Here is a 24,673-nt window from a genome sequence, read left to right as displayed (position 1 = left end):
GCTTAGGCGGTCGATACTTACTTAGATTTTAACCCTTTTCACGGTGCCCGGTTGAATTACGCTGGCAAATTTGACGCCGCGCTCACCTCGGATGGCCAGGGCTTTTTGGATGGCCAAGGCTTTCGTTCGTCCGCCTCTGATCACGTCGATTCGTTTACCGCCAAGTCTTTTACTGCAACGGCACATGGCCACGTGCCTGACGGCGCGGTCGTCATCGCCGACCCCAATCTGATCTTCCACGGCGACTTCAAGCGCGCCGGACTCGATCTCGTGCTCTCGCGCGACGGCCACGACTTCGTCGTTCACGATTATTTCAGGGGCGACAAGCGCGCGGCGATCGCCTCGCCCGATGGCGCTCATCTCACCGGTGACATTGTCAGTGCGCTCACCGGTTACGTCCAGGTCGCGCAGGCCGCGCCCGGCGCCGCAGTGGCTCAGGTCATCGGCCACGTCACCAAGCTGACCGGCAGCGCGACCGTGGTCCGCAACGGCGTCTCGGTGATCCTCAACAACGGCGACAACGTCGAGAAGGGCGACGTGGTCTCGACCGGCTCGGATTCGACGCTCGGCATCACCTTCATCGATGGCACCGTGTTCGGCCTGTCCTCCAACGCGCGGATGGTGCTGAACGAGATGGTCTACGACCCCAATGGGTCGAACAATTCCTCGCTGCTCAGCCTGGTCGCGGGCACCATCACCTTCGTCGCCGGCGAGACCGCCAAGCACGGCGACATGAAGATCGACACGCCGGTCGCGACCATGGGCATCCGCGGTACGGCGGTGCTGACCGAGATCAATTTCGTCGTCCCCGCCGGCGGCGGTGATCCGCAGCCGCAGGCGAACTTCCAGGTGCTGGTCGAGCCGAACGGCACCACCGGCTCCTACATCCTGTTCGACAAGCTGACGCTGCTGCCGATCGCGACGGTCAACCAGGCCGGCCAGATGATCCAGATCAGCGGCGGCAACGTCTCGGTCACCAATGCGCTGTTGTCGCCTGACGTGCAGAAGCTGATCAATGACGTGTTCACGCTGAAGTTCACCGACAACAACACCAACACCAAGCTCACCAACAACTCTACCGACTCGATCACGCAGAACGGCGACATTGTCCTGATCAAGACGGACACCGGTGCCACCGCAACCGCGACCTTCGTCAATACCGTCAGCACCGGCGGCAATTTGGCGCAGGGCGGATCGGACAAGGGAGTCGACCGCATTCCCGGCGCGCCCTTCGCGAGCGTCCTCGACGCCAACGGCAATGTGGTGACCGCGTTCGTCATGCCTGAGCACGCGCACGCGACCGGCGACCGCGCCGACGTCACCGGCGATGCCGTGCCTGCCGATATCATCATCTTCAAGATCAACTTCCTCGACCAGAACCTGGGCGATCGGCCGACGGTGTCGGTGGACGTCGATCCGTCGAAATTCACCTATACCGACTCGGGGCATCACGACGTCACCCCCTCGCTCACCGCTCTGCAGAAGCAGGATATTGCCGCGACGCAGATCAGGATTGCCGTGGTTGCCGACGGCGGCAACAACAACAACGGTTCTGCGACCCTGACCTACTCGATCGCCGACCACGCCTTCGACTTCCTCGCCGACGGCGAAACGCTGACGCTGACCTACATCGTCAGCGTCAACAACAATTTCTCGGTCCAACCCGAAATCAGGCAGATCCCGATCACCATCACGATCACCGGCAGCAACGACAAGCCGGTGATCACGACCAGCGTGCCGACCATCACCTTCTCCGGCGGCACCAGCGTGCCGGGCGGGCCGCTCACCACCAACGTTCCGACCACTGGCACGCTCACGTTCACGGATGTCGACCTCACCGACACCCACACCGTATCGGTGGCGTTGACCGGTGCGAGCCTGCCTGATGGCACCACCGTGCCGCCGGGCCCGCTTGCCGCGTTCCAGAACGCCATGTCGGTTGCGATCGCGAGCGGCCTCGATTCAACCGGCACCGGTACCGGCACCATCAACTGGTCGCTGGCCGATCTGCCCGTCTACCTCGCAGACTTCATTCCCAAGGGCGAGGTGCTGACGCTGGTCTACACCGTGACGGTCGCCGACGAGCACAACGCGACCTCAACGCAGACCATCACCGTCACGATCACGGGCACGGACGCCCCGGCGGTGGTCTGGATCGCGACGAACCTGCCCTCGGGCGGTTTCTGGAAGGACGCCGCGAACTGGGAAACCGGCACGGTCCCGACCAGCAGCGACGATGTCATCGTCATTACCGATCAGCTGCATGGCCTGACCCCGTCCTATCCCGTCACGATCGACGTCGCGGCATTCGGCAAGTCGCTGACGATGGATGATTACGACACGACGGTGCACCACACGGCGCCGCAGGTGGTCAACCACGGCACGTTGACGCTTGCAGGGGCGCTCACGCTCAATGCCGACGCGCGGTTCACCAATGCGACTGATGGCACCGTTTTCGTCGGCGGCGCGATCGATGTCGAGACGATCACCCGGCCGAAGTCCAACGTGGTCGTCCCCAATACCGCCGCGATCAACAACGCCGGCACGCTAACGCTGGAAGCGGGCGGCGTGATCGACACCCTGACCACCATTGTCAATTCAGGCACCATCAACCTTTCCGGCGGCACGCTGACGCTGGATACCGGCATCGCCAACACGGGCGGTACCGTGAAGGTCGGCTTCGGCGCGACGCTGGTCGCCAACGCCGTGACGATTGACGGCGGCACGGTCAATATTTCCGGCACGCTGGAGCTCGACGGCATCAACCTGATCGAGAATGGCACGCTGAACAATTCCGGCGTGGTCAATGTCAAGGGTGCGGCGGAGTTCGCCGACGAAACCGGCTTCAACAACGCCGGTGGCGTCATCGAAGTATTTGCGCATGACACGCTGACGATCGACCATGGCTCCCACATCAACAATGCCGGCGACGTCAAGGTCGATGCCAACAGCAAGCTGACCGTCAATGGCGCGACGATCGACGGCGGCGCGATTACCGTCGTCACCGAGATACCGGTGCTGGTCAATGCCGAGAGCGATGGCGGCGGCAGCACGTTCACCTTCATTTACAGCTCGACGAGCGGTACCGTCACCAACAATGGCGAGCTCGACCTCACCGGCGACGGAGTGCTCAGCAACGGCAACCTGACGAACAACGGCACCCTCAACGTTACCGGTACCGGCAATGCGCTGGACGGCGAGCAAGTGGCCAATGCCGGCACCATCGAGGTGCTCGCAGGCGCACTCGCGATCGGTCCGGGCTCGGTTGTCGACAATTCGAGCGGCAACGTCATCGTCGATGCCGCGTTGACCCTGAACGGCGCCACGCTCAGCGGCGGCACTATCAAGGGCGACGGCAGCATCGACGTCACCGGCGCCAGCAAAATCGACAAGGCTGCCACGCTCACCGTCGCCACGGTCACGGCCGATGCGAAGCTGACGCTGGATGGCATCACGGTGTCAGGCTCCGTCATCACCGACAATTCCAGCATCGAGCTGGACGACACCGTCAAGCTCGAGGGCGGCGCCAAGATCCAGGGCGGCCCGGTCACCAACAATGGCGCGCTGGAGATCGCGGGCCCCGTGACGCTCCTCAACGACGTCGTGACCAACCAAGGCACGGTGCAGGTCGACGGCAGCCAGACGCTGACGCTGTCGAACACCGAGATATCCGGCGGGGCCATTGACGGCACAGGCACGATCGACGTCACTGGCGCCAGCAAGATCGACGGCGGCGCCACGTTGAGCACGAGCGCAGTCACGGCCGAAGCCAAGCTGACACTGGACGGCATCACGGTGTCCGGCTCCGTCATCGCCGACAATTCCAGCATCGAGCTCGATCACACCGTCAAGCTTCAGGGTGGCGCCAAGATCCAGGGCGGTCCGGTCACCAACAACGGCACGCTGGAGATATCAGGCGCTGCGACGCTGTCGAACGATGTCGTCACCAACAACAGCACGGTCAAGGTCGACGGCGGTCAGACGCTGACGTTGTCGGGCACGGAGATTTCAGGCGGCGCCATCAACGGCACGGGCACGATTGACATCGTCGGCGCCAGCAAGATCGACGGCGGCGCGACGCTGAGCACGAGCGCGGTAACAGTCGAGGCTGGCACAACCCTGACGCTCGATACCGCAACGGTCGACGGCGCGACGATCTCGGACAAGGGCAGCATCACGATCGACGGCACCGTGAAGCTCACCGGCGGCGCAGTGATCCAGGGTAGTTCGAGCGTTTTCGCTCCCACGGGTGGGGGCCCCGCCACGGCGGAGTTCAACTGGGGACAACTCGGCACCCCATACACCATAGTCGGCAGTCCGCGCCAAATCGTCGCGACCGATGGCACCGGCGGCACGGTCTCTTCCGCTGGCGGCGTCTTTGCGCGGCTCGATCAAAGTTCGGGCTGGTCGGGGAATTTTGCGCCTGGAACCCACCTCCTGTGGGACGATCAGAACGGGCCCGACATCACCATCAAATTCGCAACGCCGGTCTCTTCGGCGGGTGCGCAGATACAGGCCGACTACTACGGCAGCTTCACCGCCGAGATCATCGCGTACGACCTCGGCGGCAACGTGATCGGCACGGTCACTGAAGGTGGCGTGAGCAACGGCAACGCAGACGGTTCGGCGATCTTCATCGACCTGATCAGCAGCAGCGCCGACATCGCCATGGTCAAATTTGTGCTGACCAGCGCGACATATTCGCCGAACGATTTCGCAATCGGCCCGGTCGAATTTGCCGAAGGTCCCTCGGTCGGCGGCAGCGGCCCGATCGTCAACAACGGTAAGCTGGAGATCTCAGGCGCCGCGACCCTGCTCAACGATATCGTCACCAACATCGGCTCGGTGCAGGTCGACGGCAGCCAGACGCTGCAGCTCTCCGGCACAGAGATCATTGGCGGCACCGTCAACGGCGCCGGCACGATCGATGTCACCGGCGCCAGCAAGATCGATGGCGGCGCGACGCTGAGCACCGGCGCAGTCATCGCCAATGCGAAGCTGACGCTGGACGGCATCACGGTGTCCAGCTCTGTCATCACCGACAATGCCGGCCTCGAGCTCGACGACGTCGTCAAGCTCGAGGCCAGCGCCAAGATCCAGGGCGGCCCGGTCACCAATAACGGCACGCTGGAGATATCGGGCGCGGCAACCCTGCTCAACGACATCGTCACCAACAACGACACGGTGCAGGTCGATGATGGCCAGACCCTGACCCTCTCGGGCACCGAGATATCAGGCGGCACCGTCAACATCTACAGCGGCCTCTCGGGCGGTACGATCAACGTCACGGGCGACAGCACGATCGACGGCAACGCAAGCCTGAACAAGGGGGCCGTGACGGTTGCGAGCGACATCACGCTCAAGCTCGACGACGTCACGGTGTCGGCGAGCAAGATCACCAATGGTGGCACCGTCAAGGTCGACACCGGCAAGAAGCTGACGCTGGCCGACGCCACCCTGACAGGCGGCGCACTCACGATCGTCGGGACGCTCGCTTCGTCCGGCACGACCACGATTACCGACGCCAACATCTCCAACCTCTATCTGCTGGAATCGACGCTCGGCGGACTGCTGACGCTGGTGGCGACGAGTTCCACCCCTTTGATCACCAATGACGGCGGCACGATCAGGGCCAACAACGCCGAGCTCGACATCAACACCGAGGCCGTCACCAACACCGGCACGCTGGCTGCGATCAACGACGGCACGCTGAAGCTGATCTCGACTGATGTGACCAACACCGACGGCGCCGTGTCGATCGAGTCGGGCTCGACACTCGATCTCTCCACCGCGACGATCGACGGCGGCACCGTGACGATTGCCGGCACGCTGGAATCCACCGGCACGAGCGCCATCAGCAATGCCGACATCACCAACACCGGAACGATCACCGTCACCGGCGGCAAGCTGACGATCGATCCCCTCGTGAGCCACAAGATCATCAACAGCCACCTGATCCAGGCCAATGGCGGCGAACTGGACATCTCCGGCGAGCTGATCGTCAACACCGCCGATCTCAAGGCCGTTGGCGGCGGCATCCTGAAGCTCACGTCGCTGACCGTCACCAACGACGGCGGGACTGTCACCGTCGACGGCACCTCCAAGCTGTATCTGTCGGATATCGTCGCGATCAACGGCGGTCAGCTGAGCAATTCCGGCCATCTCTTCAGCGTCTCCAACGCCAACTCGATCTCGGCCGCCGTGACCAATACCGGCACCATCGAGGTGCAGGCCGGCTCGCTGAACCTCTCCGGCGGCCTCACCGGCGTCGGTCAGTTGGTGATCGACGACAAGGCGACGCTGGAGCTTGCCGGCGCGGACGCCCAGACCGTCACCTTTGCCGGTGGCGCCGATACGCTCAAGCTCGACCACACCAGTCTCGGTTTCACCGGCACCATTGCCGGCCAGTCGTCGACCGGCGGCACATTCACGGTCACGGGCGATGCCGACATCGCCACGTCGAGTGGCGACGCCCTCGACTTCACGGCGTCGGGCGGCACGAGCGACAGCCGCGCTGATATCGAGATAACGCCGACCGGCACGCTGACGGGAGCGGCCAGCGGCGTCGCCGTCACCCAGAATGGCACCGGCGACATCTCGTTGACGGCGACCGGAGACATTACCGGCCTTGCTGCGGGCGACGCCATCTCGTTCACCGTGAATGGAGACATCGCCGGTGTTTCCGGCCGCGGGATTTATCTGGTCGATGATGTGACCGGCGCAGGTAACATCACGATCAACAACGTCACGGGCAAGGCGAGCGGGACCGGTGCGAATTCCGAAGGCATCCTCGTCCAGAATTTCAACGCCGCAAACGCCGGCGACATTTCGATCACCCAGCTCGGCGGGGCCGCCGGTGGCGCGTTTGGCATCGACGCGACGACCCAAGGTGACGGAGACGTCGGCATCGATGCCGGGGGCGATATCACGGGGACCTCGATCTATGGCATCCGGGCGCGCAGCTACGGCACCGGCGACATAACCGTCACCACCGAGGCCGGCAGTGTCGTGACCTCGGGCAGCTCCGGCATCGTGGCGGTCAATCGCGCGACCTCGCTCGACGGTGGCGACGACAGCACGGTCACGGTCAATGCGCACGGCGCGATCCATTCCGGCGGCACGACAAACCTCGGTGGCAATCCGCCGGCCGGCATCCAGGCCGGCTATGCCGGCTCGACGAATGGCAGCGCGGCCAATACCGGCGTCAGCGGCACGGTCGTCGTCAACAATTACGCCGACATCACCGCCGGGGCAGGCTCGGGCATCGACGCCTACAATTACGGGAACGGCGACGTCACGGTGAACAGCTTCGCCGGAACCTCGATTTCTGTCTCCGGCACCAAGAGCTACGGCATTCAGGCCTCCGCCCTCAGCGGCGGCACCGGCGACATCGCGGTGACGCTGGGCACCGGCGTCACGATCTCGGGTGCAACGGCCTACGGCATCAAGGCCTACAGCATCGATGCCGGCGACATCACCGTCACGCTGGCGACGGGCGACAGCATCACGGCGGACAGCTCGGGCATCGTCGCAGTGAATTACGCGACCGCGATCGACGGCGATCTGCACAGCGCGATCACGGTCGAGGCCCACGGTACGATCCATTCAGGCACCACGCCGAACAACGACGGCGCCACGCCGGGCGGAATCATCGCCGGCTACAAGCCGGGCGGCAACGCTACTTTCTCGGGCGCGGTCAATGGCGATGTCATCGTCGACAGCGATGCCACGATCACGGCCGACGCCGGCTACGGCATCCAGGCATTCACCTGGGGCGCCGGCAATGTCACGGTCTCGACCGGCGAGACCTCGTCGATCACCGCCGCCGGCACCGCGATCCGTGCCTCCGATCACGGCGGCGGCGACGTCAGTGTGACCAACGAGGGCTCGGCTACCGGTGCCGTCGGCCTGTCCGCCCTTGCCACCGGCGCCGGCAATATCACCATCGTCAATGATGGCCATCTCACCGGTACAGGCGCGACCGGCATCAGCGTCACGCAGAACGACGACAATGCGACCGGCGCAACATACATCACCAACCACGGCTACGTGGTCGGCGCCGACGGCCATGCTGCGATCTATATCCAGGAGAATACGAGCGACACCGGCATCGCGACGATCGACAATACCGGCACGATCGGGCCCGTCGATGCCACATCGGTTGCATCGACGACCTACGCCATCGTCGAGACCGGCGGCGCGATCGCGATCAACAACAGCGGGCACATCGACGGCAACATCTGGGTCGCCAGCGCCACCTTCGATAACAAGGCGGCCGGCATCTGGACCGTGTCCGGCACCAGCGCGTTCGGCACGCTGTCCAAGATCGACAATGCCGGCGAGATCGACCTCCACGACGGCGCCTTGGTCTCGAGCGCGGACGGTTTGACCTTTGGCATCACCAATTCCGGCAAGATCGAGAGTTGGGGCTCCGCCTCGATCACCGGCAATATCACCAACACCAACACGATCGAGATCCATACCGACGGAACCCTGTCGCTGTTCGGTTCGCTGTCCGGCTCCGGCTCGGTCACGATCGATACGGGCGCGACGCTCGTGGTCGACGCCGCGGTGTCGCAGACAATCACCTTCGGCGGCACCGGCGCCGAGCTCGACATCCACACCACGGATTTCGGCGGATCGATCGCGGGATTGGCTGCCACCGACAAGATCGACCTGTCGAGCATCGACTACGGCCCCGGCACCAGCGCGGTCTATCTCGCCAATGACGACGCCAGCACCGGCGGTACGCTGACGATCACCGATGCCGCGGGGAATCACATCAGCCTGACCCTGACCGGCGCCGACTACAGCCACGCGGTCTTCGCGGGCAGCGATGACGGTTCGCATCATACGCTGATCACGGTCAACGCCGCCGACGACGCGCCGAAATTCACAACCGACGGCGCCACGCTGACGGCGAGCTTCGCCGAGCTCGCGGACACCACCGGTGCCTCCACGACATACGATCCGTCGCCTGCCGCGACCGGCTCGATCGCCTTCACCGACGTCGACCTGACCGATCGGCCGACGGTGAATGTCACCCACCAGGATGTGACCTGGCTCAACAGCGACCACACCGCTCTGACGCTGACGCCGGACCAGATCAGCGCACTCGAAAGCGCCCTGTCGCTGCAGCTGAGCGGCAAGAACAACGGCACCGTCGGCTGGAGCTATTCGATCGCCGACAGCGCGCTGGATTTCCTCGGGCAGGACCAGACCGCGACGGTGGTCTCCACCGTCACGCTCGATGACGGCCACAAGACCGACACGACCCAGATCACCGTCACGATTTCAGGCGCGAACGACGCCCCCGCGATCGCGGCCAAGGCCGGCGACAGCGCCGGTGCCGATCTCAGCGAGACCAATGCGGGGCTCGGCACGAACGGCACGCTGACCGTGTCCGACCCCGACGCCACCGATCACGTCACCGTGGCGCGCGATCACGTCTCGGTCTATCTCGACGGCACCCTGCAAGCCGACGGCATCGACGGGCTGTCGAATACAGACCTGTTGAACTATCTCACCGTGCAGTCCGGCGACATCCTGAACGGCACCGCAACCCACGCCCAGTTTACCTGGAACTTCAATTCCGGCAGCCAGGCCTTCGACTTCCTCGCCGCGGGCCACACGCTGTCGCTGCAATACACCATCGTGCCCGACGACGGCCACGCGCCGACCGGCACCGGCAACGGCGTCGTCACGATCAACATCGCCGGCAGCAACGATGCGCCGACGCTCGACAATGCGACGCTCGCCGCGGTCAGCGAAGATACCGCCGCGCCGGCCGGGTCCAGCGTCGGCAAGCTGTTCGCCGCCGGCTTCCACGACGTCGACGACGGCGCGAGCCTCAAAGCTGTCGCCATCACGGCCGACCACGCCACCGCCGCGCAGGGCGTCTGGCAGTACGAGGTTGCGGGCGGCAATCAGTGGATCGATGTCTCCGGCGTCAGCGACACCGGTGCGCTGGTCCTGGCCACGGACACGTTGCTCCGCTTCGTGCCAGCAGCGAACTACAGCGGCGTGCCGGGCAGTCTCGACGTGCACGCCCTTGATGACACCTATGTCGGCGGCGCCAGTGGCGCCACGCCCGTCCTGATCGACATCACGTCTCCCGCGATCGGCTCCAGCGTCTCGACCCTGCCGGCCACGCTCAACACTGAAGTCACTCCGGTGACCGACCCGCCGGCGTTCAAGGCGCTCGCGGTGAATTATGTCGCGGACAGCCTGACCGGTGACAGCATCGACCTGACGAAATGGCAGGTCGTCCTGCCGTCGGTGCCCGGCACCGCCGATGATGCGTCGGTGACGCCAACGGCCAACGGCGTGGTCTTGCACGATCACGGCTATCTGGAGACGACGTCAGGCTTCACCCCGACGGCAGCCACGCCGCTGCATGTCAGCCTGAGCTTCAGCCTCGACGACGGCATCGGTCCCTATGTCGCGGTCACCGACGGCACCGACGGGACGACCGGCGCGTTCGGCTCACCGGCCAACGGCCTGTCCTTCATGTTCGGCTGGGGCCAAGGCCTGATCATCACCAACAATGCCACCGGCGCTAACGTCAACCTGACGGCTGGCCTCAGCCAGGGCACGGTCTACGACGCGACCATCACCGATGACGGCTCGCATCAAACGGTGGTGATCGTCGATCACGGCACCGGCGAGGCCGTCGGCAGCTATACATCCGATTTCAGCGACTACGCGGCCGGCAATCTCGTCACCATCACCAACCGTGAGGCGAACGACAGCCAGCACGACGCCACGGTCAGCAACGTCACCATCTCCAATGCCTTCGAGGGCGAGCACGGCGTGCCCATCGCCCTGTCGGGCCTCACCGCGGTCACCGATACCGACGGGTCGGAGCACATGTCGCTGGACCTGTCCGGCTTCCCGGATGGCGCGACGTTCTCGGTCGGTCAGCCCGGGACCGGCGCCGAGGCCGGCCACTGGCTGATCAGTTCGGCGGATATCGATTCGCTCGGTGCCTCTCCGCTGACGATGACGGCGCCGGCCGACTACACCGGCGAGTTCAGCCTGCATGTCAGCGGCACCGTGGTCGATCAGGCAACCGGCCTCTCCGGGCCGCTGAGCGACACCAACACGTTCACCAGCGATGTCGCCGTCAAGGTCGACGGTGGCGGGCCGGTCATCGACACCGACAATTTCACCGTCTCGCACAACGGAGACCTCGGCACCGACACCATCAAGGATCTGTCGGTTGTCGACAGCGATGCCGGCGCCTCGACCGACACCTTCACGCTCACGGCGACGACCTCGCCCACGCCCTCGACCGACACCAGCAGCGTCCATCTCCCGACGACATCGGGCTCGCTGAGCGCCATCAATCTCGGCTTGGCGGACGGTGTCACCTATTCACCGGGTGATCCGGCCCCCGACCAGGACCAGATCACGCTCACGGTGACCGACAAGACCACCGGTGCCCACGACACCGTCAACTTCATCTTCGACGAGGCTGGCGATACCAGCCAGGGCATCACCCTCACCGGCACCAGCGGCAAGGACGTGATCTTTGCGCCGACGACCGGCGACACGCTGACCGGCGGCGGCGGCCAGGATCAGTTCGTGTTCGCGCCGGGCTCGGCCGGGTTCGACGGCGAAGGGCATCCCGTCGCCGACTACGCGCACACCATCACCGATTTCATCGAGGGCGTCGACAGGATCGACCTGCGCCAGTTCTCGGACGTCGGCTCGATCCACGATCTCACGATCGCCCAGCAGTCCGGCGATACGCTGGTCACCTGGCAGCAGCAGATCAGCGCGGGCGAGGGCTCGGTGACGGAACATGAGTCCCTTCTGCTGTCGAAATTGACCGCAAATCTCAAGGCCAGCGATTTCATCTTCCACATCACCTGATGAGCGCCGGACCGGCCCGGCGATGAACGCGAAGCTTGACCGCGGCAAAAAATCCATAATCCTCCGCATCAGGCAATGGCCAACCGCGCAGAGAGGCTCCATGATCGGTCGATCGGAGGCGATGCGCGGCAGGAAGCGCGACTGACATGAAACGTCTCAAGATCCTGCGCCGGTGGTTTGCGCGAAAGTTCGGCTTGGCGCGGCTGCTGTGCCTTGGGCTGCTGGTCGTCTTCGCAGGTCTGCGCGTCTGGGATCCGCCGCCGGTCCAGGAGCTGCGGCTGCGCACCTTCGACATGTTCCAGCTGGTCGATCCGCGCGACAAGAAGGGGGTGCGGCCGGTCACCATCGTCGACATCGACGACAGGAGTCTCGCCAAACTCGGCCAATGGCCATGGCCGCGCACGCGGATCGCGGACTTGATCACCGACCTCACCAACAACGGTGCGGTGGCGATCGGCTTCGACGTGGTGTTTTCCGAACCGGACCGGCTCAATCCGGATCTGGTCGCCAGCCAGATGCGCTATCTCGACGACGTTACCCGCACCAGGCTGCGCGAGCTGCCGAGCAACGACCAAGTCCTTTCGGAGGCGATCAAGCGCTCACGTGTGGTGCTGGGCGAGACCGGGCAGTCGGCGATCACGTCGGAGATCGACAAGACGCTTCCCTTCACCGGCGTGGCAACGGTCGGTGAGGCCGGTGCCGAGCGTTTCCTGTTCGAATTTCCGGGCCTGTTGCGCAACGTGCCGATCATCGAGCAGGTTGCGGCGGGCCGCGGCCTGTTCACGATCAGAACTGAACGTGACGGCCTGATCCGGCGCGTGCCGATGATCATGCGCGCGCAGGGCCAGACCATGCCGTCGCTCAGCCTCGAGATCCTGCGCGTGGTCACGGGGACACCGACACTGCTGGTGCGCACGGACAAGACCGGTATTCGCGCCATCCGCATCAAGGGTGTCGAGATTCCGACCGACGAGAACGGCCAGCTCTGGGTGCATTATGCCCGCCACGACCCCTCGATCTACGTCTCGGCGGCGGACGTGCTCGACAACACGGTGTCGCGGGGCAAGCTTGCCGGCAAGCTGGTGCTGATCGGCACCTCCGCGGTCGGCCTGAACGACATCAAGACCACGCCGGTGTCGCGGGCCATGCCGGGTGTCGAGATTCACGCCCAGGTGCTCGAAAGCGTGCTGACCGGCGCCGCGATCTCCCGGCCGAACTATGCGCTCGGCGTCGAATTGATCACCGCGCTGATCATAGGCATCCTCGTCATCATCTTCACGCCGAACCTCGGACCTGTCAGACTGGTGCTGGCAGGCGCGTTGTTCGCCGCGATCCTGATCGGCGTGTCCTGGTTCTTCTACGCGAAGTACCGCTATCTCATCGACTTCACCTATCCGCTGCTGTCGACCACGGCGATCTACCTCACCTTCATCTTCTCGAGCTTCGTGCGCGAGCAGCGCCAGCGCGTGCAGATCCGCGGCATCTTCGCCCAGTACATGTCGCCGGTGCTGGTCGAGCAGCTCGCGCAATCGCCGGAGAAGGTCGTGCTCGGTGGCGAGGAACGCGAGATGACGATCATGTTCTCCGACGTGCGCGGCTTCACCACGATCTCGGAGAGCTACAAGCACGATCCGCAAGGCCTGATCACGCTGATGAACCGCTTCCTGACTCCGCTCACGGACGTGATCATCGAACAGAAGGGTTACGTCGACAAGTACATGGGCGACGCCATCATGGCGTTCTGGAACGCGCCGCTCGACGATGCCGGGCATCAGGTCCACGCCTGCGAGGCCGCGATCCAGATGCTGGAGAAGATCGACGTCGTCAACAAGGAGCGCGAGCAGGAAGCGGCCGACGGCGGCCACGTCTACATCCCGCTCAATGTCGGTATCGGCCTCAACACCGGCATCGGCGTGGTCGGCAACATGGGCTCCGACCTGAAGAAGAACTATTCGGTGCTCGGCGACAGCGTGAACCTCGCCTCGCGCCTGGAAGGCCAGACCAAGGAATACGGCTTCCCCATCATCGTCGGCTCCCGCACGGCGCTGGCCGCCAAGGACAAGTTCGCGATCCTCGAGCTCGACTTCATCATGGTCAAGGGCAAGACCGAGCCGGAGGTGATCTATGCCATCGCCGGCCGCGAGGATGTGATGCATTCGGCCGCGTTCCAGCGCCTGCGCAACATCACCATCGAGATGCTCGGCTGCTACCGCAACCGCGATTGGCAGGGCGCACTCGACGCCATCGAGCGCGGCCGCCGCAGCGAGGACGCCGACACGCTGGAAAAGCTGTTCAAGCTGTACGAAGCGCGCATCAGGAATTTCGAGGCCAATCCGCCACCGCAGGACTGGACCGGGGCGTACGCGCTGCTGACGAAGTAGGGGATGTGGTTTGTAGGGTGGGTTAGCCTTGCAGATGCGCGAAGCGCGTCTGTAAGGCGTAACCCACCACTTTGGTTTCCGCGGGGACAGAAGAGGTGGGTTACGCCTGCGGCTAACCCACCCTACGACACCTGTGCTTGCCGCCCGTCACTCCACCCCGATCGTGGTCAGATCCTGGAACCAGTGCTGCGCTTGCACGAATTGCTTGATCTTCGGCGACAGCGCGTGCGGGTTGGTGTCGTGGACGACCCAGACCAGCGCGGCGTCGTCGACGACGAGCGCATGCGCCTTCGCGATCAACTCGTCCTGCTTGGCGGTGTCGAAGGTCTGCTTGGCCTGGTTGATCAGGGCATCGACCTCCGGGTTCTTGTAGCCGCCCCAGTTGACGCCGACGGGTGCGATCTGGTCGGAGGCGAAGAAGCGCACGATGGCGTAGAGCGGATCGGACGTGACGTAAGCGATGTTGTTGGCGGTGATGCCGGCGTTCATCTCGTCGGCCGCGCCCTTGCGCCAATGCGTATAGAGCGTCTCGAGCTCGACCACCTTGAAGTCGATGTCGATGCCGATCTCCTTGAAGCTCTGCTGCAGGAATTCGTTCATCGGCAGCGACAGCATCTGGCCGGTGCCGCCTTGCGCGATGATGAAGGTGGTTTTCAGCGGCTTTTCCTTTGAATAGCCGGCTTCCTCGACCAGTTTCTTTGCCGCAGCGAGATCGTACTTGATGTCGAAAGTCGGCTTGCCGAACCACGGGCTCGACGGGTCGACCTGGCCCTTGGCCGGCTTGGCAAGCCCGTTCATCAGGCCGACGACCTCGTCGCGGTTGATCGCGAGGTTGAGCGCCTTGCGCAGCCGGATGTCGGTCCAGGGCGAACCCGGCAGCACGCTGAGGTGATAATTCCAGACATGCGGCGTGACGTTGTCGACGATCTTCATGCCGGCGGCCTTGAGCTGCGGCACGGCGTCCGGCGCCGGCGTCTCGATCAGGTCGACTTGACCGGCAAGCAGCGCATTGGTGCGCGTCAGCGCCTCCGGCATCGGCACCAGCACGATCTTGTCGACCTTGGGAATGCGCTTCGGATTCCAATAGTCCGGATTCCTGCTGAGCTCGGCGAGCTCGCGCGGCACCAGCTTGGTCAGCTTGAACGGACCGGTGCCGGAGGGCTGGCTTGCGAACTTGTCCCAATCCCTGCCGAGCTTCTCATATTGTGCCGGGCTCGAGACCAGGAACCACAGCATCTGATAGGGGAAGAAGGAATCGACGGTTTTGGTGGTGATCTCCACGGTGAAATCGTCGATCTTGGCGTAGCTGGCGACCGAGGGCAGGCGGGTCTTCACCTGCGCGCTCTGGCGCTTGTCGAATTGCGGCGCCTTGTCGTTGAGCACCTTGTCCAGATTCCAGATCACCGCATCGGCGTTGAAGTCGCTGCCGTCGTGAAACTTCACGCCCTTGCGAAGGGTGAAGCGCCACTTGGTCTTGTCCGTGTCGTCGACCTTCCATTCGGTCGCGAGCCCCGGCACCAGCTTGCCCGGGCGGTCAGCGACGTCCATCTCCCACGCCACCAGCGGATCGTAGATCGTGTAGGCCGTGAACTGATAGGCGCCGGCACCGCGATCGGGCTGGCCCGTCGTTAGCGGAATATCCGCCATCGAGATGCCGTAGCGCACCACCGTTTCGGCGCGCGCCGAGAGTGCTGATATCGCCAGCGCAAACGCGGCGAGACAGGTCGTTAAACGAATACGCATGGCCCAAAGCTCCCAGGAAAAACTCAAGCGAAAACTCGAGCGAAAACTCAAGCAGAGGTCGGGCTCAAACGTTGCAATCTTGATGCCAGAATAGGCAGCGCGATGCCCATGCACACGCGGGATCACAAGGACTTGTCGTCGCAGGGGCAATTTGCAGAATAAGTGTCCCCGCTGGCATAGCCATTGCATACGTTTGCATCAAAAATAATCATCGTTTCCAGGAAAAGGACGACGGCAATGCTTATCAAAACAACGGCGCGTGCAGCATTGATCGCTGCGCTCGCCCTCGCGACCGCGGCCGCATGGCCGCGCGCGGCCAGCGCCGAGAGCGTGCTGCGCATCGGCATGACCGCGGCGGACATTCCGCGCACGCTCGGCCAGCCCGATCAGGGTTTTGAAGGCAACCGCTTCACCGGCGTTACCATGTATGACGCGCTCACCGGCTGGGACCTGTCCTCCGCCGACAAGCCGAGCGTGGTGATTCCAGGCCTTGCCACCGAATGGAAGGTCGACGAGTCAGACAAGACCAGATGGACCTTCAAGCTGCGACCCGGCGTCACCTTCCATGACGGCACGCCGTTCAATGCCGATGCCGTGGTGTGGAACGTCGACAAGGTCTTGAAGCAGGACGCGCCGCAATTCGATCCGAGCCAGGTCGGCGTCACGGCCTCGCGCATGCCGACGCTGGCCTCCGCGAGGAAGATCGACGACATGACGGTCGAGCTCACCACCAGGGAGCCCGACAGCTTCCTGCCGATCAACCTCACCAATCTCTTCATGGCGAGCCCGGCGAAGTGGCAGCACTTCTATGACAAGGCGGAAGGCGCGGACGCCAAGGCCAAGTCGCAGGCCGCCTGGGCCGCCTTTGCCAAGGACGCCGCCGGCACCGGCCCGTGGAAGATGGCAAGCTTCACGCCGCGCGAGCGGCTCGAGCTGGTCAAGAACGCTGACTATTGGGACAAGGCCCGCGTGCCCAAGATCGACAAGATGGTGCTCTTGCCGATGCCGGAGGCCAATGCCCGCACCGCGGCCCTGTTGTCCGGTCAAGTCGATTGGATCGAGGCGCCGGCGCCCGATGCGCTGCCCGAGCTCAAGCAGCGCGGCTTCAAGCTCTATGCCAATGAGCAGCCGCATGTCTGGCCGTGGCAGTTCTCGCGCGTCGAAGGCTCGCCCTGGAACGACATCCGCGTCCGCAAGGCCGCCAATCTCTGCATCGATCGCGAAGGCCTCAGGGACGGCTTGCTCGCGGGCCTGATGGTGCCGGCGACGGGCACGTTCGAGCCCGGCCATCCCTGGCGGGGTAAGCCGACCTTCGAGATCAAATACGACAAGCCGGCCGCGCAGAAGCTGATGCAGGAGGCGGGCTTCGGTCCGAACAAGAAGCTGACGGTGAAGATCCAGACGTCTGCGTCAGGCTCGGGCCAGATGCAGCCGCTGCCGATGAACGAATACCTCCAGCAGGCGCTCGCCGAATGCTATTTCGACGTGCAGCTCGACGTCATCGAGTGGAACACGCTGTTCACCAACTGGCGCCGCGGCGCCAAGGACCCCAGCGCCAATGGCGCGAACGCGATCAACGTCACCTATGCGGCGATGGACCCGTTCTTCGCGCTGGTGCGCTTCCTGCAATCGGGCATGGCCCCGCCGGTCTCGAACAATTGGGGTTTCATCAACGATCCCAAGTTCGACGAGCTGGTCAAGAAGGCGCGGCAGACCTTCGATCCCGCCGCGCGCGACGCCGCGCTCGCCGAGCTGCACGCAGCCTCCGTCGATGACGCCGCCTTCCTCTACGTCGCCCACGACGTCGGCCCGCGCGCCATGAGCCCGAAAGTGACAGGCGTGATCCAGCCGAAGAGCTGGTTCATCGACTTCTCGCCGATTACGATGGTGCCGTAAGTGTAGCAACGAACTCGGTGCACCCTCTCCCCTCGTGGGAGAGGGTGGCTTCGCGAAGCGAAGCCGGGTGAGGGGGTATCTCTCCGCGGATGGCCCTCTCTCTTGTTTGATGATGCTGTATCCGCGGATAGATACCCCTCATCCGGCGCTTCGCGCCACCTTCCCCCACAAGGGGGAAGGGAAGAGAAGAAAAAAGTGCTCGCCTACATCGCCAGACGCATCGTCTATGTCATCCCGATCGTCATCAGCGTGGCCCTGGTGTGCTTCCTGCTCGTGCACATCACGCCGGGCGATCCGCTGGTCGCGGTGCTCCCCGCCGATGCCTCGCAGGAGCTCGCGGCGCAGCTCCGCGCCGCCTATGGCTTCGACCGGCCGCTGCCGGTGCAGTTCGGCCTCTGGCTCTTGCGCGCGCTGCATGGCGATCTCGGCAATTCCATCGCCACGGGGCGCCCCGTGCTCGCCGAAGTCATGCGCGCGGTCGGCAACACCGTGACGCTGGCGATTGCGGCCGCCGTCATCGGCTTCACTATGGGCATCCTGCTCGGCCTGATCGCCGGCTATTTCCGCGAGACCTGGATCGACAAGCTCGCGACATCGTTCGCCATCGCCGGCGTCTCAGTGCCGCATTACTGGCTCGGCATGGTGCTCGTCATCGTCTTCTCGGTGGAGCTGAACTGGCTGCCCGCGGTCGGGGCCGGGCCGAACGGCTCCAACTCCTGGGGCTGGGACTGGGCGCATCTGAGATATCTGGTGCTGCCCGCGATCACGACGTCGGTCATCCCGATGGGCATCGTCACCCGCACCGTGCGTGCGCTCACCGGCGATATTCTCAGTCAGGATTTCGTCGAGGCGCTGCGTGCCAAGGGCCTGCATGAGCGCGGCGTCTTCCGCCACGTCATCAAGAACGCCGCGCCCACCGCGCTGGCCGTGATGGGTCTTCAGCTTGGATACATGCTCGGCGGCTCGATCCTGATCGAGACCGTGTTCTCCTGGCCGGGCTCGGGCTTCCTGCTCAACTCCGCAATCTTCCAGCGCGATCTGCCGCTGTTGCAGGGCACGATCCTGGTGCTGGCGCTGTTCTTCGTCTTTCTCAATCTCCTGGTCGACATCGCCCAAGCCGCGATCGATCCGCGCATCAAGCGGGGCTAGCGGGATGAACCCGGTTGTAACCACGCAAAAGGTGCGCTCCCTCCCCCGCCTGCGGGGGAGGGTTGGGGAGAGGGTGTCTCCTCTCGCGAGATCCCCCCAGAGGAGAAAACCCTCACCCGGCGCTGCGCGCCGACCTCTCCCGCAAGCGGGAGAGGTTAGGCGAGCCCGCGGCTTCCACCGACTTCACGCGATGGAAGCGCGGCCATGAGCGAGTTCCCGCTATCCGCCGCCGCCGCGCTGCAGGGCGCGCCCGCGACCAAGGCGCGCGGCTATTGGGCGACCGTCGGCCGTCGTATCCTGCGCGACAAGGTCAGCATGGCCTGCGCGATCGTGCTGCTGTTGATCTTCGTCGCCGCGATCCTCGCGCCCTGGCTTGGCCTGGAAGATCCCTACAAGGGCTCGATGATCCGCCGGCTCCGCCACATCGGCACATCGGGCTATCCTCTCGGCACCGACGAGCTCGGCCGCGACATGCTGGCGCGGCTGGTCTATGGCGGGCGGCTGTCCCTGATGATCGGCATTTTGCCCGTGATTCTCGCCTTCGGCATCGGCACCTCGCTCGGCATCATTGCCGGCTATGTCGGCGGCAAGCTGAACACCGCGATCATGCGCACGGTGGACGTGTTCTACGCCTTCCCCTCCGTGCTGCTGGCGATTGCAATCTCCGGTGCGCTGGGTGCCGGCATCCTCAACTCCATCGTGGCGCTCACCATCGTGTTCGTGCCGCAGATCACCCGCGTTGCCGAGAGCGTCACGACGGGCGTGCGCGTCATGGATTTCGTCGAAGCCGCGCGCGCCTCCGGCGCCGGGCCGCTCACCATCATGCGCGTGCACATCCTCGGCAACGTGCTCGGCGCGATCTTCGTCTATGCCACCAGCCTCATCTCGGTCTCGATGATCCTGGCGGCCGGTCTCTCCTTCCTCGGCCTCGGCACCAAGCCGCCGGAGCCGGAATGGGGCCTGATGCTCAACACGCTGAGGACCGCGATCTACGTCAATCCCTGGGTGGCCGCACTGCCGGGCGCGATGATCTTCGCGGTCTCGATCTGCTTCAATTTGCTCTCGGACGGCCTGCGCAGCGCCATGGACATCAGGAACTAGCGAGTGATGACGCAGATGCACACTGGCGCGGGGTCCTCCGTACACCTCTCCCGAAGGGAGAGGTCGGATTGCATCGCAAGATGCAATCCGGGTGAGGGGTTACGCTCCACCGAGTTTGCCGCGCCCCCTCACCCGCGCCTTCGGCGCGACCTCTCCCCGTCGGGGAGAGGTGGGAGACCGCCGCGATGACTGAGACCACAAGATCTGTCGCCATGCTGGAGCCGGTCGAGGACGTCGGCGGCGTCGCGCAGCCGCTGTTGCAGGTCAACGGGCTGACAAAACACTTCCCGGTGCGTGGTGGCCTGTTCGCCGCCAAGCGCACCGTGCGCGCCGTCGACAATGTCTCTTTCTCCGTCGCCAAGGGTGAGACGGTCGGCATCGTCGGTGAATCCGGCTGCGGCAAGTCCACCACCGCGCGCCTCTTGATGCATCTGATGCCGCGCGATGACGGCGACATCATCTACGACGGCATGACCGTCGGACAGTCGTTGTCCTTGCGCGAGCTGCGCCGCGGCATGCAGATGGTGTTCCAGGACTCCTATGCCTCGCTCAATCCGCGCCTGACCATCGAGGAGTCGATCGCGTTCGGCCCCAAGGTCCATGGCATGGCCGATGGCGCGGCGCGCGCGCTGGCGCGCGAGCTGCTTGGCAAGGTCGGCCTGGTCCCGGCAAATTTCGCCAATCGCTATCCGCACGAGATCTCCGGCGGCCAGCGCCAGCGCGTCAACATCGCCCGCGCGCTGGCGTTGTCGCCGCGGCTGGTGATCCTGGACGAGGCCGTCTCCGCGCTCGACAAATCCGTCGAGGCGCAGGTGCTCAACCTGCTCGCCGACCTCAAGCGCGAGTTCGGGCTGACCTACCTCTTCATCAGCCACGATCTCAACGTCGTCCGCTACATCTCGGACCGTGTGCTGGTGATGTATCTCGGCGAGGTCGTCGAGCTCGGTCCGGTCGACCAGGTCTGGGATGCGCCTGCGCATCCCTATACGCGCGCGCTGCTTGCTGCGATGCCGTCCCCGGACCCCGACCGCCGCACCGAGAAGCCGCCGATCTCGGGCGATCCGCCCAATCCGATCGACCCGCCCACGGGCTGCCGCTTCCACACCAGATGTCCCTTTGCGGAGCCGCTCTGCGCAAATGCGACGCCAAAGCTCACCGCGCTGGATAGAATGGGCCATGAGGCCGCCTGCTACATGGCCATTCCGGGATCAGGCCATAGCCGTGCCCCCAGAGAGGAAACCGCATGACGAGACCAACGGCAAAGGAAATCCAGGCGACGACGCAAGTCGCCGGCGTCCCCGTGGACGAGGAGATTGCGACGCGCATCTCCAATTCCATCGGGCCTGCTTTCGAAGGCTTTGCGGCCATCGCCGGCACGCTGCCGTTCGATCTCGAGCCCGCGCTCTATCCGCTCGCGCAAGCCACGAAGGTGTCGAAATGAGCACTGAGCCCGCCCTGATGACGCTCACCGAGGTCGCGCGTGCGATCGCGATGAAGCAGGTCTCCTCGCATGAGGTGACGCGCGCGCTGCTGCATCGCATTGCGCAGTGGCAGCCGCATCTCAATGCCTTCATGTCGATCGAGTCTGAAGCCGCGCTGAAGGCGGCTGACGCTGCCGACGCCCAGCTTGCGAAAGGCGAGGTGCGTGGCCCGCTGCATGGCGTGCCGCTGGCCCACAAGGACATGTATTACGATGCCGGCAAGGTCGCGACCTGCGGCTCGCTGATCCGCCGCGATTTCGTGCCATCAGTGACGTCGACGGCGTTGCAGCGGCTGAAGGACGCCGGCCAGGTCAGGCTCGGCACGCTGCATCTGGCCGAATTCGCCTATGGCCCGACCGGCCACAACGCCCATTACGGCCCGGTGCGCAATCCCTGGAACGTTGCGCATATCACCGGCGGCTCGTCCTCGGGCTCCGGGTCGGCGGTCGCCGCGCGTCTGACCTATGCGGCGCTCGGCTCGGACACCGGCGGCTCGATCCGCTTCCCCGCGCATTTCTGCGGCGTCACGGGGCTGAAGACCACGGTCGGCCGTGTCAGCCGCGCCGGCGCGATGCCGCTGTCGCAATCGCTCGACACGGTCGGCCCGCTCGCCCGCACCGCGGAAGATTGCGCGCTGCTGCTGGCCTTGATCGCCGGTCCCGATCCCGAGGATTCGACCACGAGCCAGGAGCCGCTCTCGGACTACGTCGCCGCGACCAAGGGCTCGCTCAAAGGTCTCAAGATCGGCGTGCCAGCATCCTACTATGTCGATGATCTCGACGGCGAGGTCGCGCGCGTGCTGGACGAGACCATCGCGGTGCTCAAGCGCGAGGGCGCCGACATCGTCAAGGTCGAACTGCCGGATCAGCGGCAATTGCAGGCCGCAGCCCAGCTCGTGCTCGCCGTGGAGGCGGCCGCCTTCCACAAGCGCTGGATGATCGAGCGGCCGCAGGACTATGGCCCACAAACCTTGATGCGGCTTCAGAACGGCCTTGCCGTTCCCGCTATCACCTATCTCGAGGCGATGCGCTGGCGTGGCCCGGCGCTCGCTGCGCACAATGCGGCGACCGCCGGCGTCGACGCGGTGATCGCGCCCGCCTCCCCGGTGCCGGCGCCGACGATCGAGGAGAGCGATGTCGGCGGCGGACCGGATGCGCCGGCACTGTTGCAGCGGCTGGCGCTGTTCACGCGCCCGGTGAACTTCTTGGGCCTGCCGTCGCTGACGGTGCCATCAGGCTTTACCAGAAGCGGCCTCCCGGTCGGCATGCAACTGATCGGCCGCTCCTTCGATGAGGCGACTTTGCTGACCATCGGCGCCGCGTTCCAGCGCGCCACCGACTATCACGAGAGGTTGCCAAAACTGCCGTCATGACAAAGCTCGTCGAGATCTCAGGCCTCAACATCCGCTTCACCGGCGAGCGCACGGTCTATGCCGTGAACGATCTCAATCTCTCGCTCGGTGACGGCGAGGTGCTGGGCCTGCTCGGCGAGTCCGGTTCGGGCAAGAGCGTGACCCTGCGCGCGCTGATGCGGCTATTGCCGAAGAAGCGCACGCAGATCGCGGGCAAGGTCAACGTCATGGGCCGCGATGTGCTCGCGATGAGCGACGAGGAGCTGTCCTCGTTCCGTGGCCAGACCGTGTCGATGATCTTCCAGGAGCCGGCGCTCGCGCTCGACCCTGTCTACACCATCGGCGCGCAGATCGCCGAAAGCGTGGTGCGCCACGAGGGCAAGTCTCATGCGGAAGGGCGCGCACGCGCGCTGGAGATGCTCGACATCGTGCGCATCCCCTCGGCAAAGCGCCGGCTCGATGCGTATCCGCACGAAATGTCCGGCGGCATGCGCCAGCGCGCGATGATTGCGCTCGCGCTCGCCTGCCGTCCCAGGATCCTGCTGGCGGATGAACCCACCACCGCGCTCGATGCCACCGTGCAGATCCAGATCCTGCTGCTGCTGCGCGAATTGCAGCGCGAGTTCGGCATGTCCGTCATCTTCGTCACCCACGACATCGGCGTCGCGATCGAGATCTGCGACCGCGTTGCGGTGATGTATGCCGGCCAGATCGTGGAGCAGGGGACTCTTCGCGATATCGTCCGCACCCCGGTGCACCCCTATGCCAGGGGCCTGCTCGCCTCGACCATCCACGGCGCCAGCCGGGGCCAGCGGCTCGAAACCATCCCCGGCACCCCGCCCTCGCTGGCCGAAAAGCCGCACACCTGCTCCTTCGCGCCCCGCTGCGCCGTAGCCCAGCCCCGCTGCCTCGAGCAGCTGCCTGACAATGTCGAGGTCGGTCCGGGGAGGACGGCAAGGTGCGTGCTGGCGGAGCCGGTGCCCTCCTGAATCCAAAAATCCCTTGCGCCGGTACGCCCTTGGCACAATCCGCCCCGCGCATCGCGGCAAGGCCATTTCTACTGTGCATGGGGTTGTTTTCGCGATTTTGCCGTGAGGGGGCCTCCGGGGGGGCATTCAGACCCCATTCATCCCGGTTCCGGTTCCATGGCGGCGTTCACGGAGAGGGACTTCATCTTATGTACATTTCAGGTCAAAGCCTCATCGTCATCCTGTTCGTCGGCCTGGTGGCCGGCTGGCTCGCTGGCAAGGTTGTGCGCGGCGCCGGGTTCGGCATCATCGGCGACATCGTGATCGGCATCGCCGGTGCGTTCGTCGCGACCTTCCTGTTCCCAAGGCTCGGCATCCATATCGGCGTCGGGCTGGTCTCGGAGATCATCTATTCCGCCATCGGCGCCATCATCCTGCTGCTGGTGGTCCGGCTGGTCCGCGGCGGCGGCCGGCTCTAGCGGTTCGATCGATCGGAACCTTGCGCCTCTCCCCCGCGCGCCTTCCAGCGCCCTTGGCGGGAGGCGCTTGTCTTTACTCGAAAAAGCCGCAATGACTGTGAAATACCGGACTTGCGGATTGGGCTGACCGCAGTAGATGTGGCGAGGCCCGGATGAATTTGATTGCATTGCAAGCGGGGAGAACCCGATATTAATCCGCGGCGCGTACGCCTCGATTTGCCTTTGAATTCAGGGGTTCTGCCCCACA

General features: G+C 64.7%; 11 protein-coding genes. 10 read left to right on the top strand and 1 reads right to left on the bottom strand.

From position 1 onward, the window contains the following. The first annotated feature begins 192 nt into the window (after positions 1 to 192). Both XH91_RS32075 and XH91_RS32070 read left to right on the top strand, forming a co-directional pair. Positions 193 to 11,877 (top strand): beta strand repeat-containing protein, encoded by an 11,685-nt coding sequence (locus tag XH91_RS32075; protein ID WP_128954310.1) that lies wholly within the window; start codon positions 193 to 195, stop codon positions 11,875 to 11,877. Between the two features lie 146 nt (positions 11,878 to 12,023). Further along, positions 12,024 to 14,258, top strand: coding sequence for a CHASE2 domain-containing protein (locus XH91_RS32070; RefSeq protein ID WP_128954309.1), 2,235 nt, complete (start codon positions 12,024 to 12,026; stop codon positions 14,256 to 14,258). 147 nt (positions 14,259 to 14,405) lie between these two features. On the opposite strand, the gene XH91_RS32065 is transcribed toward XH91_RS32070, so the two are convergent. Continuing rightward, positions 14,406 to 16,001, bottom strand: a complete 1,596-nt coding sequence (locus XH91_RS32065; protein ID WP_128954308.1) for an ABC transporter substrate-binding protein — start codon at positions 15,999 to 16,001, stop codon at positions 14,406 to 14,408. A 237-nt stretch (positions 16,002 to 16,238) separates the two neighbouring features. Here XH91_RS32065 and XH91_RS32060 point away from each other — a divergent pair, with 237 nt between their 5' ends. The 8 genes from XH91_RS32060 (at position 16,239) to XH91_RS32020 (ending at position 24,426) form a co-directional block, all read left to right on the top strand. Beyond that, a complete protein-coding gene (locus tag XH91_RS32060; RefSeq protein WP_128954307.1) occupies positions 16,239 to 17,897 on the top strand; it encodes an ABC transporter substrate-binding protein in 1,659 nt (552 codons plus the stop codon). Between the two features lie 195 nt (positions 17,898 to 18,092). Beyond that, entirely contained in the window at positions 18,093 to 19,046 is a 954-nt protein-coding gene (locus XH91_RS32055; protein ID WP_128954306.1) for an ABC transporter permease, read from the top strand. 204 nt (positions 19,047 to 19,250) lie between these two features. Further along, positions 19,251 to 20,147, top strand: a complete 897-nt coding sequence (locus XH91_RS32045) for an ABC transporter permease (RefSeq protein WP_128954305.1) — start codon at positions 19,251 to 19,253, stop codon at positions 20,145 to 20,147. A gap of 185 nt (positions 20,148 to 20,332) precedes the next feature. Further along, positions 20,333 to 21,394 carry an ABC transporter ATP-binding protein gene (locus tag XH91_RS32040; RefSeq protein WP_164938313.1) on the top strand — a complete coding sequence of 354 codons (1,062 nt, stop codon included), beginning with the start codon at positions 20,333 to 20,335 and terminating at the stop codon, positions 21,392 to 21,394. Beyond that, positions 21,391 to 21,588: a hypothetical protein gene (locus tag XH91_RS32035; protein ID WP_128954304.1), complete on the top strand. Its 198-nt coding sequence runs from the start codon at positions 21,391 to 21,393 to the stop codon at positions 21,586 to 21,588. Before XH91_RS32040 ends, XH91_RS32035 begins: the two co-directional genes overlap by 4 nt. Then, positions 21,585 to 23,000 carry an amidase gene (locus tag XH91_RS32030; protein WP_128954303.1) on the top strand — a complete coding sequence of 472 codons (1,416 nt, stop codon included), beginning with the start codon at positions 21,585 to 21,587 and terminating at the stop codon, positions 22,998 to 23,000. Before XH91_RS32035 ends, XH91_RS32030 begins: the two co-directional genes overlap by 4 nt. After that, positions 22,997 to 23,968 carry an ABC transporter ATP-binding protein gene (locus XH91_RS32025; protein ID WP_128954302.1) on the top strand — a complete coding sequence of 324 codons (972 nt, stop codon included), beginning with the start codon at positions 22,997 to 22,999 and terminating at the stop codon, positions 23,966 to 23,968. The genes XH91_RS32030 and XH91_RS32025 overlap by 4 nt, the downstream gene beginning before the upstream one ends. A gap of 188 nt (positions 23,969 to 24,156) precedes the next feature. Then, positions 24,157 to 24,426, top strand: coding sequence for a GlsB/YeaQ/YmgE family stress response membrane protein (locus XH91_RS32020; protein ID WP_128954301.1), 270 nt, complete (start codon positions 24,157 to 24,159; stop codon positions 24,424 to 24,426). The last annotated feature ends 247 nt before the right edge of the window (positions 24,427 to 24,673 follow it).

Origin of the sequence: Bradyrhizobium guangzhouense, from assembly GCF_004114955.1 — a bacterium.
GTDB classification, from domain to species: Bacteria; Pseudomonadota; Alphaproteobacteria; order Rhizobiales; family Xanthobacteraceae; genus Bradyrhizobium; species Bradyrhizobium guangzhouense.
Note: the sequence above shows the minus strand (reverse complement) of the source record. Positions and strands in the feature narration are given on the sequence as shown.